Genomic DNA, 15,820 nt, shown 5'->3' with positions numbered 1-15,820 from the left:
GACAGATCACAGAGCGATTTGCGAGATGCCCCTGCGCCAGAGTGCTTGCGCACTGCCCATGGTCGTGGAAGGGCGCAAGGTCTTGCGAAATCGTGGCCCGGACGGGCTGATCAAACTGAATGGAACGGCCGCGACGGCGAAGAAGGCGCTGGTCCTGGTCTTCGGCACAGCACCATGGCTGACCACGTTGTACATGGCGGGAGCTCTGACCGCCGGGATCGTGCCGGTGGCGATGGCGTGGTCCACGAAGGGGCTTGTGGACCACATCACCTCGGGAAGCCCGATGTCCTCCCTCGTCCTGCCGGCAGGCGGAATGGTGGCCTCGGGAGTTCTGACGGGGGTGCTGCCTCACTTCAGCACCTTCGCCAGCGCCCGTCTCGCGAGGGCGGTCGGGTTGAAGTCGCAGGCCGACGTGTTCCGCGCCATGGAACGCATGACGGGTTTGGCACGTTTCGAGGACCCGGCCTTCCTGGACCGGCTGCGGCTCGCCAAGCAGGCCGGCAGCGGTGGGGCCGTCGGGCTGCTTGAGAGCCTTCTGGGGATGACACGCGCACTCCTGACGGTCTTCGGATTCATGGGGTCATTGCTGAGCGTGGCTCCTGTGCTCGCCCTCTTCGTGCTGCTGTTCGGCTCCGCCGTCCTCATCGCCGAGCTTTCGCTCGCCGCCTCTCGTGTCAGCCTTGTGTGGGAAGTGAGCCCGAGCGAACGCCGGGAGTTCTTCTTCGATCAGCTCCTGTCCAGCGTCGAGGCCGCGAAGGAGATCCGTCTCTTCGGTCTGGGACCGTACTTCCGGGAACGCATGCTGGCCGACCGGCGCAGTATCAACGCCGCCAAGGACCTGGTGGACCGCAGGACGCTGCGGATCCAGGTGAGCCTCGGCCTGACCGCCTCGATCGTCTCCGGGGCGGGGCTGGTCTGGGCGGTCTGGGCCGCGTATCAGGGGCACATCTCCATCGGCGACGTGACGATGCTGATCTCGGCCATCTCCTCCGTCCAGGGCTCTCTGACGGAGTTCGCGGCCCGGGCCGCGACCGTGCACGAGATCATGCTGATGTTCCAGCACCTGCTGTACGTCCTGGAGTCCGAGGCCGATCTGCGGGTCCCGCCCAGGCCGAAGGCCGTGCCCGCGCTGACGGAGTCGATCGAGCTCCGTGATGTGTGGTTCCGCTACGGGGAGGACCAGGACTGGGTACTGCGCGGCGTCAGCTTCGAGATCAGGGCCGGACAGACCACGGCACTCGTGGGGCTCAATGGGGCAGGGAAGAGCACCCTGATCAAACTGCTCTGCCGCTTCTACGACCCGACCCGTGGTCAGGTCCTCTGGGACGGCGTGGACATCCGCACCATGGATCCGGAGCAGCTCCGGGCGCGGATGGGCGCGGTGTTCCAGGACTACATGGAATACGACCTGACGGTGCGGGAGAACATCGGCCTGGGTGACCTGACAGCGATGGCCGATACGTCCAAGGTCCGTCACGCCGCCGTCCGTGCCGGAGCACACGAGAAACTGCAGTCCCTCCCGCACGGCTACGAAACCCTCCTGTCCCGCATGTTCTTCAGCGAACTGGACAAGAACAACGCCGAGACCGGGGTTGTGCTTTCGGGCGGCCAGTGGCAGCGCCTGGCCCTGGCACGTGCTCTGCTGAGGGACGACAGGGATTTCCTGATACTCGACGAACCTTCGTCCGGCCTCGACCCGGAAGCCGAGAACGAGATCCATCAGTCGCTGGCGATATACCGCAAGGGACGTACGAGTCTGCTGATCTCACATCGACTGGGTGCCGTCAGGGAAGCCGACCACATCGTGGTTCTTGTGAACGGGCGCATCACCGAGCGGGGCAGTCATGAGGACCTCATGTCCACGACCGGCGTGTACGCCCGTCTCTTCACCACGCAGGCAGCGAGCTACCAGAGCCCCGTCCGGTGATGTGCTTTCCTCGGCGCTTCAGCGCACCTGAGCGACATGTGAGGTCAGGAGGACCGGCTCGCGCTTCAGTATCTGGGCGTGCAGGGTCCGGAGCTCGTGGCCCGGCTCGTCCCCCAGCCTGTCGATCATCTGCTGACGTATCGTCCGGAAGCAGTTGAGCGCCTCCTCCTGGCGCCCGCTCCGGTGCAACGTGATCATCAGCAGTCCGGCGATCCCCTCGTCCAGGGGATGGTCGGCGCAGAACCTGTGCAGAACGGACAGGTAATCGTCGTACGTCTCCTTGCTCAGGCCCACGTTGACAAGGCCCGTGAGCGCCGCACGGTACTCGTGGGCGAGCGCGGCCCGTACGGACGTCGCCCAACGGGAACGCAATCCGGAGAGGGGTGTACCGCGCCACAGCAGCAGGGCCTCGTCGAAGAACGCCAGCGCCTCGTCCGCCTCGCCGGCCCGGCCGTGACTCTTCGCGCGCTGGGACGCCTGACGGAAGCGGAACAGGTCGATGGCGGACTCGTCGCAGGACAGCAGGTATCCCCCGCGCCTGCGGTCGACGGTGATGGAGGTGTCTCCGTCGCCGGCCTCACGAAGCGCCTTGCGGAGTCTGGCGGCGTGTGTATAGAGCGTCTGCCGCGGGCTCTGCGGCAGGACGGAGTCCCATATGCGGTCGATCATGATGTCGTCCGACACCATGTCGTTCGGGTTCCAGGAGAGGGATGCCAGCAGACGACGGGCGCCTTCCGGCATTTCGACCAATTCGTCGTCGCTTGTGCGGACTTCCACGCAGCCGAGCAACTGGATTCTCATTGAAGTACCCGCCGTTTCCTGAGAAGTGGAGGCGGGTTCATTCTTGTCCGTGGTGTGCATGGTGGATGCATGGCCGCTGCACGGCGGGCCCACGGCACCACGCGTGCAGGGGTGTGGGTCCGCCCCGCCCCCGGAATGGGCGGGGCGGGTCCACACCCCTGCACGCGCTCCTTCCGGGCGCCGTTTTCTCACGGAATGGCGAGCGTGGCCACGGCGTGTTCGGGCAGACGCGGATCGATATGGACCAGCCGGGACACACTCTGTGTCGCGTAGGCGACCTTTCCCTCACCGTCCACAATGAGATACGTCGGCCACGACGAGATGTTCAGGCCCATGACCAGGGCGGAAGTCGCAGAAGCTCGGACGACCTGGGTTGATCGCAACAAGTCCGTCGACAACGAGTCGCGGTTCACCTCGTCTCCGACCATCACCGAAACAGCTCGCTCCGCGGGAATGCCGTGATGCCGCAGATGGCGGATGTAACGGGGAAGCTGCTCACTGCATCCGGGGCACTCCGGCGAGAGGAACGCCAAGAGCCATGGTTCTCCCCCGGCCGGCGGCCTCTCCCACGGAAGGCCGTCGAGGTCCGTCAGACCGTGGAAGCCGGGAACGGCCGCACCGATCTCCACGTCCGTGCCGCGGGGAGCACGGACCTCCACCCCGGAGGTGATCTGCTTCACCCGCAGAGCCAGCGCCAGCGCCACGGCGCATCCGCAGCACGCCACGACGAGACCCGCCAGTGCCAGCGCGATCACACCGTCACCTCGCCGGTCGCGGGCGTCAGGTCCAGCTCGGGGAGCGCCCCGGCGTAGTCAGTCGAGTAGATGACCGTGCCCTCGGGCGAAATGATCAGGTACGTGGGCCAGGCCCGCACGCCGATGCTCTCGGCGAGTGACTTCGCGTCGTCGGAGTGAACGATGGTGGCCAGGTCCCCGACGCCGGACACGTAGGCGTCAAGCTTCTGCCTCGCTCCGGAGACCACCGAGAGGACCCGTTCCCGAGGGATCCGGTGCTCCTCCAGGAACGCGCGGTACACGGGAAGCTGCGTCTTGCACTCTGCGCACTCGGTCGACTGGAAGGTGAGAACCCACGGTCCGTCCTCCCGGGCGGGCACGACGACGGTCCGCCCCTCGTGGTCCACGATGTCCCCGACCGTCGGCAGCACTGTGCCCAGGGGCACGTCCATGGACTCCTCGGCGTCGGACCGCTGTTTGAACACCCCCTCCTCGATGAGGGGATCGAGCGTCTTCTTCACACGGAGCGCCACGCTCAGCGCCAGGAAGGCACTGAAACATGAAACAACGATCGATATTATGAGTATAGGAACAATCATGGCACGTTCCTCTCAGCCATGAACGGCGTGGTGGTCGTCGCAGGTACTCGGCTCGGTCAGGGCCGGGCCCCATCGTCGACCGGATGCCTGTCCATTACCTTTCCGGAGCTTTTCCGCCCTTCTCAGGGCCCGAGGCCCTGTGTCAGTGCCCCCTGGCAGGATCACCGGCATGACAACGCTGCTTCTCACCGACATCGAGCAAGCCGTCCGCAGCAGTTGGAGTGCCGAGACGTGCACTCCCGAGTACCGGTCGCGCTGGACCCGGGACAACCCGGCCAGGGACCAGTGCGGCGTGACCGCCATGGTGCTCAACGACCTGCTGGGAGGCGAGCTGATCCGGGGAGAGGTCCACGTCGACGGAGAGCGGGTGGACTACCACTGGTGGAACCGCTTGGGCATGGGCGTCGAGATCGATCTCACCCGCGAGCAGTTCGGGCCTCAGGAGCACGTCGTAGGAGGCGTCGTCGTCCCCCGCCCGCCCGAGATACGAAGGCTCCGCGAGGAGTACGAGCTCCTGCGCGGCCGCGTGCTGGACAAGCTCGGCCGGCAGCGGTCGTCGGCCTCCGCCGCCGCTCCTCGTCGCCCGGCCTGAACCAGTGCGGCCAGGAGCCGAAACCGGAAGAGCCGGCTCCCAGTACCCTCGCGGGGTACCCGGAACCGGCTCGCGCCGTCCTGTGCGGTCAGGCCGCGTGGACGACGTTCTTCTCCTCGGCGAAATGGCAGGCCGTTTCGTGCGCCGCGGGAGTGTTCGCGGCCTTGAAGCGCTCGGGCACCGCCAGCAGCGGGACCTCTTGGGCGCACTTGTCCTGAGCCTTCCAGCAACGCGTGCGGAAGCGGCAGCCCGAGGGGGGATTGGCCGGGGACGGCACGTCGCCGGTGAGGATGATCCGCTCACGGCCGTCGCGGGAGTCCGGGTCGGGGACCGGGACAGCCGACAGCAGCGCCTGGGTGTAGGGGTGCGTCGGGTGGTCGTAGATCTGCGTGTCCGTGCCGATCTCGGCCATCTTGCCGAGGTACATCACGCCCACGCGGTCCGAGATGTGCCGGACGATCGACAGGTCGTGCGCGATGAAGAGGTAGGACAGGTTGAACTCGTCCTGCAGCTTCCCCATCAGGTTGATGACCTGCGCCTGGACGGACACGTCCAGGGCGGAGACCGGTTCGTCGCAGATGATGATCTCGGGGTTGAGGGCCAGGCCGCGGGCGATGCCGATGCGCTGGCGCTGACCGCCCGAGAACTGGTGCGGGTAGCGGTTGATGTACTCGGGGTTGAGACCGACCACGTCCAGGAGCTCCTGGACCTTGCGGCGCCGGTCGCCCTTCGGCGCCACCTCCGGGTGGATCTCGAAGGTCTCCCCGATGATGTCGCCCACCGTCATACGGGGGTTGAGCGAGGTGTACGGGTCCTGGAACACCATCTGGATGTTCCGCCGGACCGCCTTCAGCGCACGGCCGGACAGCTTGGTGATGTCCTGGCCCTTGTAGAAGACCTCGCCCGCGGTCGCCTTCTCCAGCAGCATCAGGAGCTTGGCGACCGTGGACTTGCCGCAGCCGGACTCGCCCACGATGCCGAGCGTCTCGCCCTGGTAGAGGTCGAAGGAGATCCCGTCGACGGCCTTGACCGCACCGACCTGACGCTTGAACAGGATGCCTGAGGTCAGCGGGAAGTGCTTCACCAGGTTGCGCACCTGGAGGATCGGCTCACCGCGGTCGACGGGCGCCTCGACCGCCGCCACCGCTTCCTCCTCCGTCGCGGCGTCGACCGTCTGGACCTCGGTGACGTTGGGGGTGGCGTCCATGGACTCGTCCGTCTTCTTCAGCTCAGCCATGGATCGTCTCCTTCCAGAAGTGGCACGCGCTGCCGCGGCCGACCAGCTCGCCGCCGTCCCGCTCGGTGACGGGGAACAGCAGCGGGATGTCCGTACGGCAGACGTCCTGTGCCTGCGGACACCGCGGGTTGAAGGCGCAGCCCGACGGAATGCGCGTCAGGTTGGGCGGCAACCCCTTGATCGCGTACAGCTCCTGGCCCTTCTGGTCCAGGCGCGGGATCGAGTCGAGCAGCCCCTTGGTGTAGGGGTGCGCGGGCCGCTTGTACAACTCGTGCACGGGCGCGGTCTCCACGATCCGCCCCGCGTACATCACCGCGATCTTGTCCGCGACGTCGGCAACGACGCCGAGGTCGTGGGTGATCAGGATCAGACCCATGTGGTACTCACGCTGGAGCTCCGCGAGCAGGTCCATGACCTGGGCCTGGACGGTCACGTCGAGGGCCGTGGTGGGCTCGTCGGCGATGATCAGGTCCGGCTCCAGGGCGAGCGCCATCGCGATCATGATGCGCTGGCGCATACCGCCCGAGAACTGGTGCGGGTAGTCGTTGACCCGGGCCGCGGCGGCCGGGATCTTCACCCGGTCCATCAGCTCGATCGACTTGGCCTTGGCATCCTTCTTGGACATGCCCTGGTGGACGCGGAACATCTCACCGAGCTGGTAGCCCACGGAGAGCACCGGGTTCAGCGAGGACAGGGCGTCCTGGAAGATCATCGCGATCCGGTTGCCGCGGATCTTCCGACGCTCCTCACCGGACATCTTCAGCATGTCCTGCCCGCGGAAGAAAATCTCTCCCTTGGGGATGCGGCCGGGCGGCATGTCGAGGATGCCCATGATCGCCTGCGCGGTGACGGACTTGCCGGAGCCGGATTCGCCGAGCACGGCGAGCGTCTCGCCCGCAGCGACGGAGTAGTTGACGCCGTTGACGGCCTTGGCGACACCGTCGCGGGTGCTGAACTCCACGTGCAGGTCGCGGACCTCCAGCAGTGGACGGCCCGTTTCCTGCGGCCCGGGGCTCTCGGCCGTTTCATCGATGATGGTCACGTACGCCTCCCTCAGCGCAGCTTGGGGTCGAGGGCGTTGCGTACTGCATCGCCGAACATCAGGAACGAAAGCACCGTGATCGAGACCATCACCGACGGAATGATCAGGGTGTGGGGGGCGATACGCAGCTGCTCCCGTCCGCGCGCCACGTCGCCGCCCCAGGACACGGCCGAGTCGCCGAGCCCCACGCCCAGGAAGGACAGGGTGGCTTCGGCCGCGATGTAGCCGCCGAGCGCGATGGTCGCCACGACGATGATCGGCGCGACCGCGTTGGGCAGGATGTGCCGGAACATGATCCGGGACGTCGAGGCACCGAGCGCCTTGGCGGCCACCACGTAGTCCGACTGCTTGATGGTGATCACGGCACCGCGGGCGACACGGGCGATCTGGGTCCAGCCGAGGAAGGCGAGGGCCATGATGACGACCCAGACGGTGCGGTCGTCGAAGGAGTTGAGGATCACCAGGGCGCCGAGCAGGAACGGGATGCCGAGGAAGATGTCGGTCACTCGCGAAAGCAGGGTGTCGGTCCACCCGCCGAAGTAGCCGGCGACCATGCCGATGATCGTGCCGATGACGGTGACGGCGACGGTCACACCCACACCGACGGTGATCGATGCGCGGGCACCGTAGACGACACGGGCGTAGATCGAGCGGCCCTGGACGTCGTAACCGAGCCAGTCCCCGGCGAAGACGTGTCCCCAGTTCGGCTTGCCCAGGTAGTGCTTGGCCAGGTCGGCGTGGGTCGGCGAGGTGCCGGTGAACAGGCCCGGCCAGATCGCCATCACCAGCAGGAACACGATGAGCACGGCCGAGACCAGGAACAGCGGATTGCGACGCAGGTCGTGCCAGGCGTCGGACCACAGACTGCGTGCCTTCTCGGGAGCCGGGCCGGAGTCGGTCACGACGACGCCCGCGGTGCTCGCGGTGTCGCCGGGCAGGGCGTCGACCTTTGCCGCGATGGTCTTGTCAGGCATACCGGATCCTCGGGTCCAGGACCGCGTAAAGCAGGTCGACGATCAAGCTGGCAGCGAGGTAGATGAGCACCATCAGCGAGGCGATGCCCACGACCGTGGCGCCCTCACGCCGGGTGAGCGCCTCGTAGATCTCGACACCGATACCCCGCACGTTGAAGATGCCCTCGGTCACGATGGCGCCGGTCATCAGGCTGCCGAGCTCGATGCCGAGGAAGGTGACCACGGGGATCAGCGAGTTGCGCAGCAGGTGGACGCCGATGACTCGGCGACGCGGCAGTCCCTTGGCGATGGCGGTGCGCATGTAGTCGGAACGGAGGTTCTCCGCGATCGACGTACGGGTCAGTCGGGCGACATAGGCGAGCGACAGCGACCCCAGCACGATGGCGGGAAGCGCGAGCTGGCTGAAGTTCGTCGAGTCGGTCACGGTCGGCGTGGTGACCGACCACTTGAACGCGAGCAGGTACTGCAGCAGGAAGCCCAGCACGAAGGACGGCATCGAGACCAGGACCAGTGTCAGCGTCAGCAGTCCTCGGTCCCGCAGCGTGTCGGGGCGCAGGCCCGCGATGACGCCGAGGCCGATGCCCACGAGCGTGACGAAGGTGAAAGCGAAGACGGTCAGCCGGATCGTCACCGGGAAGGCGTCGGCGATGACATCGCTGATGGGCCTCTGACTGGCGATCTGGGTGCCGAAGTCACCGTGGAGCAGTCCGGTCATGTAGTGCACGTACTGCTGCAGCAGCGGCTGGTCCAGACCGAGGTCCTTCTTGATGCTCGCAACCACGGACGGGTCGTACGCCTGATCCCCCATCATCGCCCGGACGGGGTCGCCGGGCAGGGCGTACATCATACAAAAGATGATCAAGGTTGACCCGATGAAGACCGGGATCATCTGGAGCAGTCGTCGTGCGACATAGCGCCCCATAGGTGCCTCCGTGAGGGGTTAACGCAGGCGAGGGGGCCGCCTCTGGATGACGAGGACGGCCCCACACACCTCCCACCGCTGCCCGAGGGCAGCGGCGGACTTACGGCCGAGTGGGAAGAGCCCTGAGGCTCCTCTTACTTGGTGGTGACGGCCCACACTTCGAGGTCACCGTGGAAGTCGACGTTCACGTTGTCGACGTTCTTGCCGTGGCCGCCGTTGATCCGGTAGTACCAGAGCGGGATCGCCGGCATGTGCTCGACCAGCTTCTTCTCGACGTCCTGGAAGGCCTTCACCGACTCGTCGAGGGAGTTGGCCTGGTCGGCCTTGTTCATCAGGTTGTCGATCTCCTTGTTGGAGAAGCGACCGTTGTTGGCCTCGGCGGTGGTGTGGTAGAGCTCCTTCATGAAGTTGGCGTTCACCGGGTAGTCGGCGACCCAGCCACCGCGGTACATGCCCTTCACCTGGTCGTTGTCACGGGCCTCGAGGTCCGTGGCGAAGTCCGGCTTGGGGTCGCCGACGCAGTTGACGCCGGTGGCGTTGCGGATGGACTCGCAGACCGCGGTCACCCACTCCTTGTGCCCACCGTCGGTGTTGTACTGGATGGTGAACTTGTTGCCCGGAACGCCGCCACCCTCCTTGATGAGCTTCTTGGCCTTGGCCGGGTCGTACGTGAACACGTCGGTGTCCAGGTCCTGGTAGCCCTTGACGCCGGGCGGAGTGAAGCCCTTGGCCGGCGTGCGGGTGTTGTTCAGGACCGTCTTGGTGATCGTGTCGCGGTCGATCGCCATCGACAGACCCTGGAGGACCTTCGGGTCGATGTCCTTGAAGGTCTTGGAGTAGAACGCGGGGGTCAGCGTCTGGATGGCCGCGTACGGCTGCTCGATGGCGCCGTCGCCCAGGTCCTGCTTGTACTTCGGCAGGTCCGTCGGGCCGACCTGGCGGATCATGTCCAGGTTGCCGGAGACGACGTCCTTGTAGGCGGCCTCGAGCGTCGTGTAGGCCTTGAACTGGACGCCCTTGTTCTTCGCCTTGTTCGGGCCCTGGTACTCGTCCCAGGCCTTGACCTGGATGAGCTTCTTGTGGTCCCACTTCTCGAACTTGTAGGGACCATTGCCGACGGGCTTCTGGCCGAACGCCTTCGGGTCGTCGTAGAAGACCTTGGGCAGCGGGGCCCACGTCGCGTAGCCCAGCTTGTAGTTGAAGTACGGCATCTTGTACTTCAGATCGATGGTGAAGGTGTGGTCGTCCACGGCCTTCAGGCCGGACATGGCCTCGGCCTTGGGGTCGCCCTTCTCCGGGTGGACGTCGTCGTAGCCCTTGATGTCCTGGAACCAGAAGGAGTTCTGCTGGTTGTTCTTGATGTTGGCGTACCAGTTCCAGGCGTCGATGTACGACTTGGAGGTGACGTCTTCGCCGTTGTGGAACTTCCAGCCCTTCTTGAGCTTGACCGTCCACGTCTTCGAGTCCTGGGTGGTGACCGACTCGGCGTTCGTGTAGACGATCTCGCCCTTGCCATCGAAGTCCAGAAGCTGCGTGAACAGGGACTGGATGACGTACGAGCCGTTGGACTCGTTGGTGTCGGCCGGGATGAGCGGCTTCTGCGGCTCGCCGACGTCGATCGAGACGTACCCGGCAGGACCGGATCCCTTGCTCTTCCCCTCGCTGTCACCGTCGCTGCCACCACAGGCAGTAGCAGCCAGCGCGACGACTATCGCACCCGCGACCCACTTGGCGCTCTTGGCACCGCGCATGGGTTCCTCCTCATGAGTCCATTGGTTCACCGCAAAGAGGAGCACATGTCATCTCACCGCCCACCGCCCGTCGTCGGTGCCGGAGATCGTCAGGTGCCCCCACGCTCGTAAGTCGGCGCCGTCAGCGCGTGACCCGTTCGTCCGAGCTCTACGCGCCTAACTATCTGCCATGTTCAGGGGAACGAACCACAGGTTCGAGGTCTCGGTTCGATCACAGATAGGGGCCAGATCTTTCAAAATCCGGACAAAGGGTTTGGTGCGAGATCGCTGCGAAACGGACTTGTTACACATCTAACGGAGGTGACTGTCCGTATAACGGACGCCTGCCCGAAAGAAATTGATTGCGCGTACCGTGTGCCGGGTGCAAGCTGCCCCGATGGGCTGTTCCGTGCCCGGTGCCTGTGTCGCACACGTCGGCCGGCCCCGGCGGGACGCCCCGGCGGCGTCTCGGGCGGAGTGTTCCCGCGCAGGTTAGTGCGGCCCCGGCCGCCGCGCGTCGCCTTGCCCGGAAGTCTAGGGTTTTCCCTACGCCCCCGTCGGCCCGCACCGACACCACGACGAACGGCACCGGCCACCACGACTCGCGTGGTGGGCGGTGCCGTTCGTCGTGCGGCCCCGTCGGGCCGGTCAGCCGTGCTTGGCGCGGCTCGCGGCGCGGGCGCGCTCACGGGCGTCCAGGTTCACCTTGCGGATGCGCACGGCCTCCGGGGTCACCTCGACGCACTCGTCGTCGCGGCAGAACTCCAGGGACTGCTCCAGCGAGAGCTTGCGCGGCGGCACGATCGACTCGGTCACGTCGGCCGTGGACGACCGCATGTTGGTGAGCTTCTTCTCCTTGGTGATGTTGACGTCCATGTCGTCGGCGCGGGAGTTCTCGCCGACGATCATGCCCTCGTACACCTCGGTGCCGGGCTCCGTGAAGAGCACGCCGCGCTCCTGGAGGTTCGTCATCGCGAACGCCGTGACGGCACCGGAGCGGTCGGCGACCAGCGAACCGTTGTTGCGGGTCGTCAAGGTGCCGAACCAGGGCTCGTGGCCCTCGTGGATGGAGTGGGCGATGCCGGTGCCGCGGGTCTGGGTCAGGAACTCCGTCCGGAATCCGATCAGGCCGCGGGAGGGGACCACGAACTCCATGCGGACCCAGCCCGAGCCGTGGTTGGACATGTTGTCCATCCGGCCCTTGCGCACGCCCATGAGCTGCGTGACCGCGCCCATGTGCTCCTCGGGCACGTCGATCGTCATGCGCTCGACGGGCTCGTACGTCTTGCCCTCGACCTCCTTGGTGACGACCTGCGGCTTGCCGACGGTCAGCTCGTAGCCCTCGCGGCGCATCTGCTCGACCAGGATGGCCAGCGCCAGCTCGCCGCGGCCCTGCACCTCCCAGGCGTCGGGGCGGTCGGTGTCCAGGACGCGGAGCGAGACGTTGCCGATCAGCTCGCGGTCGAGGCGGTCCTTGACCTGGCGGGCGGTGACCTTGCGGTCCTTGACGGCCGCCTTGTTGTCGGCGCCCTTGCCGGTGGCGCCGCGGCCGACCAGCGGGGAGGTGTTGGTGCCGATGGTCATGGAGATCGCGGGCTCGTCCACCGTGATCAGCGGCAGCGGGACCGGGTTCTCCTGGTCGGCCAGGGTCTCGCCGATCATGATCTCCGGGATGCCGGCGACCGCGCAGATGTCACCGGGGCCGGCCTTCTCGGCGGGCTTGCGGGTGAGCGCCTCGGTCATCATCAGCTCGGAGATCCGCACGTTCTGCACGGAGCCGTCGCGCTTCATCCAGGCGACGGTCTGGCCCTTCTTCAGCTCGCCCTGGTGCACGCGCAGCAGCGCGATGCGGCCGAGGAAGTTGTCGGCGTCCAGGTTGGTCACGTGCGCCTGGAGCGGGGCGTCGGCGTCGTAGGTCGGCGCCGGGATGTAGTCCAGGATCGTGGAGAAGAACGGCTCCAGGCTGGTGGAGTCGGTCGGGACCGTGCCGTCCTCGGGCTTGGTGAGGGAGGCGACGCCGTCGCGGCCGCAGGCGTAGACGATCGGAAACTCGATCTGCTCCTCGTCGGCGTCCAGGTCGAGGAAGAGGTCGTACGTCTCGTTGACGACCTCGTCGATCCGGGCGTCGGGACGGTCCGTCTTGTTGATGCAGAGGATGATCGGCAGCCGCTGCTGGAGCGCCTTGCGCAGCACGAAGCGGGTCTGCGGCAGCGGGCCCTCGGAGGCGTCCACGAGCAGCACGACACCGTCGACCATCGACAGACCGCGCTCGACCTCGCCGCCGAAGTCGGCGTGGCCGGGGGTGTCGATGATGTTGATCGTGATCGGGTCCCCGCCGTCCTTCGGGTGGTACTTCACCGCGGTGTTCTTGGCGAGGATCGTGATGCCCTTCTCACGCTCCAGGTCGTTCGAGTCCATCATCCGGTCGTCGACGGAGTCGAGCTGGTGCGCGGCGAAGGCGCCGGCCTGCTTGAGCATTCCGTCGACGATCGTGGTCTTGCCGTGGTCGACGTGGGCAACGATGGCGACGTTGCGGATGTCGTGACGCGTGGTGGACGCGGTCATATGAGGCGTACTCCCGGAGGGTGTGATGACGACCCTCGCGGACGTCCGTGTCACTCGGGCCTGCCGGGCGGTACATGCCACGGCCTCACCCAATGGTACGGGGCGTTGGGGGCTGCGGCTTGCCGGGAGGGTCAGGAGGCGGGCGAGGACGTGGGCGAGGAGGCCGCCGGGGCCGAGGGCCGGGAGCCCTGGGCGCCCTTCTTCAGGAAGCCCATGTCCTCGTAGACCGGCGTCCCGAAGCCGAAGGCACCCGCGTTGGCGAGGTTCTTGCGGGCCACCGTGAGCTGGGGGCGCTGGTAGAGCGGGATGGAGCCGGCCGCCGCCCAGATCCGCGAGTCGGCCTTGCGCAGCAGGTCCCGCGCCTCCTTCTGGTCCAGGGTGGTCATGGCCCGGTCGAAGAGCTGGTCGACCTGGTCGGTGCCGACCCGGGTGTAGTTCTGGGCGACGTTCAGGGAACCGTCGGCGGCCGGGACGGGCTTGGCGTAGATGGGGCGGGCGTCGGTGGCGGGGAAGGCGGAGGCGGGCCAGGAGTAGAGCGCCAGGTCGTACTCGCCGGCGGCGATGTGGTCCTTGAAGTAGCTCTCGTCGGACACCTTGCTGATCCTGGTGCCGATGCCGATCTTCTTCAGCATGCCCGTGATGCGGTCGGCCACGGTGCGCAGGGTCTCGGAGCCGGGGCCCGAGGGGAGCACGAAGCGCAGGGTGAGCGCCTTGCCGTCCTTGGCGAGCGGGGCCGCCACGGAGCCGGCCGGGGCCGCGGTGCCCTTGGGGGCGTAGGCGCCGGGGGCGCCGCCCTGCGCGGTGTTCTTGCCGCTGCTGTGCTTCTCGCCGCTCTCCTCGTCGCCGCCGTCGCCGTCCTTGTTCTTGCCGTCGTCGCCCTTGTCGTCGCCGCCCTCGCCGTCGCCGCCCTTGTCGTCCTCGCCGACGATGTACGTGCCGTCGTCGTCGCCCTCGGACTTCTCCTTGGCCTTGTCCTTGCCCTCGCCCTCGTCCTCCGCCTTCTCGGCGCCGGCCGCCTTCTCCGCCCCGTCCTTCTCCTTCACCGGGCCGCCCGGCACCCACCCGGCGTCCGCGAGCAGGGCCCGGGCCTCCTTGGCGTTGGGTTCACCCAGCGCCCCGCTGCCGTCGGCATAGGCGGGCTGGCCGGACAGGGCGAGGTGGCTGCCCACGGGCTCGGCGGGCAGGCCGAGCGGCTTCAGGACCGTCCTGGCCAGCTTCTGGCGGTCCAGGGCGCGGGCGACGGCCCTGCGGACCCGCTCGTCGGCGAGGGGGCCGTCGGAGCCGTTGAGGGCGAGCTGGGTGTAGGCGGGCTCCAGCGACTTGCGGACCTCGTAGCCGCTCAGCGCCTGCCGTCGGCGCTGGGCCTTCGCCTCGGCCTCGCGCCGCTCCTCGCGGGCGAGCACCTCCTCCTCGGCGGCCTCCTCGTCGGAGCCGTTGGCGACGGCCCAGGAGCGCAGTGCCTCGGCGGCGGACCTGCCCTGCGCGCCCGCGGCCGGGGAGCCCTGCGGGCCCATGAGCGGGGTGCCGGTGGCCGGGTCCCGGGGCGCGGCGGCCAGGGTGACCTCGTCGGCGGTCTCCGGGTCGATCTCCGCGAGGTCGAGCTTGCCGGCGGCCAGTTCGGACACCCGCTTGTCGCGGGGCACGGCGCGCAGCACGATCTTCTCCAGCTTCGCCGGGCTGCCCCACCAGCGGGGGTTGCCGGTGAGGACGACCTGGTCGGCCCCGGCGTCGACCTTCTTGACCGCGAAGGGTCCCGCGGTGACCTTGAGGGTGCGGCGCGCGCCGTCGTTGAAGGCGTCCGGGGTGCCCATGACGTCCTTCGGGTACAGGGGCGAGAAGAGGGCCTTCCAGTCCGCGTAGGGCCGGCTGAAGGTGACCTTGACCTCGAGGTCGTTGGCGCCGCGCTCGATCTTCTCGATGCGGTCGTAGCCGGCGTTGCGGGCGGTCCAGTATGCGCTGTCCTTGCCGGACAGCGCGCGCCACTGGGCGGCGAAGTCCGCGGCGCCGATCTCCCGGCCGTCGCTCCAGACGGCCTGCTGGTTCAGCTTGTAGACGACGACCTGCTTGGGCTCGGTGTCGACGACCTCGGCCGACTCCAGGTAGTCGGGGTTGCGCGCCGGGCCGCCCTTCTCGTCCATCCGGTACATCGAGGGCAGCACGGCCTGGGCGACGCGGGTCGTGGTGGCGTCGGCGTCGGACTGGAAGGTGTTCAGCGTGTCCGGCACGGAGTCCACGGCCCAGCGCAGGGTGCCGCCGTCGGAGACGGAGGCGCGGGCCGCGGAGGCGACGTCCTGTGCGGCGAGCGGCTTGCTCGACGGTTCCTCGGAGGTGCAGCCGGCCAGCGCGGGAACCGCGAGGACGCCCGCGGTGAGGAAGGCGGCCGAACGCGCGACCGCGCGCGGGCCGACGCCGACGTGGGACATCTCTGCTACCTCCGGAAGGCCGCGTTTGCCGGATTTGCGGTATTCAAGTTGATCATTTGTATCCGGACGGGGATGCGGCCACTGAAGGGGAAACAGTTCGGCGACGCCGGGAGACACGGCGACGGCGGTCCGCAAGCTCACCCGCGCGGCCCAACGCCACCGGCGCGCGGCGCGCCGGCGCGCCCCGGCCAATCGCTGCACGTCCCTTCCCAGCGGCCGGTGTGACGCGCGACACTCTCAGGCGCGAGAGCTTGGCCCCCCGAGCCCGGCCCGG

12 protein-coding genes are annotated in these 15,820 nt (G+C 67.5%); 2 read left to right on the top strand and 10 right to left on the bottom strand.

Translation table 11 applies throughout. The features are described from left to right. Window positions 1-58: 58 nt before the first annotated feature. Entirely contained in the window at window positions 59-1,927 is a 1,869-nt protein-coding gene (locus tag Sdi02f_RS10055) for an ABC transporter ATP-binding protein (RefSeq protein WP_078869384.1), read from the top strand. Window positions 1,928-1,945: 18 nt separating this feature from the next. Here the strand turns inward: Sdi02f_RS10055 and Sdi02f_RS10050 are convergent, their stop codons facing one another. From Sdi02f_RS10050 to Sdi02f_RS10040, 3 genes are all read right to left on the bottom strand, one after another. Beyond that, window positions 1,946-2,788: an AfsR/SARP family transcriptional regulator gene (locus Sdi02f_RS10050; RefSeq protein WP_108933112.1), complete on the bottom strand. Its 843-nt coding sequence runs from the start codon at window positions 2,786-2,788 to the stop codon at window positions 1,946-1,948. A gap of 128 nt (window positions 2,789-2,916) precedes the next feature. Beyond that, entirely contained in the window at window positions 2,917-3,483 is a 567-nt protein-coding gene (locus Sdi02f_RS10045; RefSeq protein ID WP_030400763.1) for a TlpA family protein disulfide reductase, read from the bottom strand. Beyond that, window positions 3,480-4,061: a TlpA family protein disulfide reductase gene (locus Sdi02f_RS10040; protein ID WP_108933111.1), complete on the bottom strand. Its 582-nt coding sequence runs from the start codon at window positions 4,059-4,061 to the stop codon at window positions 3,480-3,482. Before Sdi02f_RS10040 ends, Sdi02f_RS10045 begins: the two co-directional genes overlap by 4 nt. Window positions 4,062-4,230: 169 nt before the next feature. Here Sdi02f_RS10040 and Sdi02f_RS10035 point away from each other — a divergent pair, with 169 nt between their 5' ends. After that, a complete protein-coding gene (locus Sdi02f_RS10035) occupies window positions 4,231-4,653 on the top strand; it encodes a YunG family protein (protein ID WP_037824652.1) in 423 nt (140 codons plus the stop codon). An 88-nt stretch (window positions 4,654-4,741) separates the two neighbouring features. On the opposite strand, the gene Sdi02f_RS10030 is transcribed toward Sdi02f_RS10035, so the two are convergent. The 7 genes from Sdi02f_RS10030 to Sdi02f_RS10000 all read right to left on the bottom strand — a co-directional run bounded on the left by Sdi02f_RS10030 (window position 4,742) and on the right by Sdi02f_RS10000 (window position 15,546). Continuing rightward, window positions 4,742-5,890: an ABC transporter ATP-binding protein gene (locus tag Sdi02f_RS10030; protein ID WP_030400766.1), complete on the bottom strand. Its 1,149-nt coding sequence runs from the start codon at window positions 5,888-5,890 to the stop codon at window positions 4,742-4,744. Next, window positions 5,883-6,932, bottom strand: a complete 1,050-nt coding sequence (locus tag Sdi02f_RS10025) for an ABC transporter ATP-binding protein (RefSeq protein WP_030400767.1) — start codon at window positions 6,930-6,932, stop codon at window positions 5,883-5,885. The genes Sdi02f_RS10030 and Sdi02f_RS10025 overlap by 8 nt, the downstream gene beginning before the upstream one ends. 11 nt (window positions 6,933-6,943) lie before the next feature. Continuing rightward, window positions 6,944-7,906 carry an ABC transporter permease gene (locus Sdi02f_RS10020; RefSeq protein WP_030400768.1) on the bottom strand — a complete coding sequence of 321 codons (963 nt, stop codon included), beginning with the start codon at window positions 7,904-7,906 and terminating at the stop codon, window positions 6,944-6,946. Beyond that, a complete protein-coding gene (locus Sdi02f_RS10015; RefSeq protein WP_030400769.1) occupies window positions 7,899-8,828 on the bottom strand; it encodes an ABC transporter permease in 930 nt (309 codons plus the stop codon). Before Sdi02f_RS10015 ends, Sdi02f_RS10020 begins: the two co-directional genes overlap by 8 nt. Window positions 8,829-8,962: 134 nt before the next feature. Next, entirely contained in the window at window positions 8,963-10,579 is a 1,617-nt protein-coding gene (locus Sdi02f_RS10010) for a peptide ABC transporter substrate-binding protein (protein WP_030400770.1), read from the bottom strand. Between the two features lie 627 nt (window positions 10,580-11,206). Then, window positions 11,207-13,123, bottom strand: a complete 1,917-nt coding sequence (gene typA, locus Sdi02f_RS10005; protein WP_030400771.1) for a translational GTPase TypA — start codon at window positions 13,121-13,123, stop codon at window positions 11,207-11,209. Between the two features lie 131 nt (window positions 13,124-13,254). After that, complete coding sequence (locus Sdi02f_RS10000; RefSeq protein WP_108933110.1) at window positions 13,255-15,546, bottom strand: ABC transporter family substrate-binding protein; 2,292 nt, start codon at window positions 15,544-15,546, stop codon at window positions 13,255-13,257. Between the last annotated feature and the right edge of the window lie 274 nt (window positions 15,547-15,820).

Source organism: Streptomyces ardesiacus, from assembly GCF_003112575.1.
Lineage (GTDB): Bacteria > Actinomycetota > Actinomycetes > Streptomycetales > Streptomycetaceae > Streptomyces > Streptomyces ardesiacus.
Note: the sequence above shows the minus strand (reverse complement) of the source record. Positions and strands in the feature narration are given on the sequence as shown.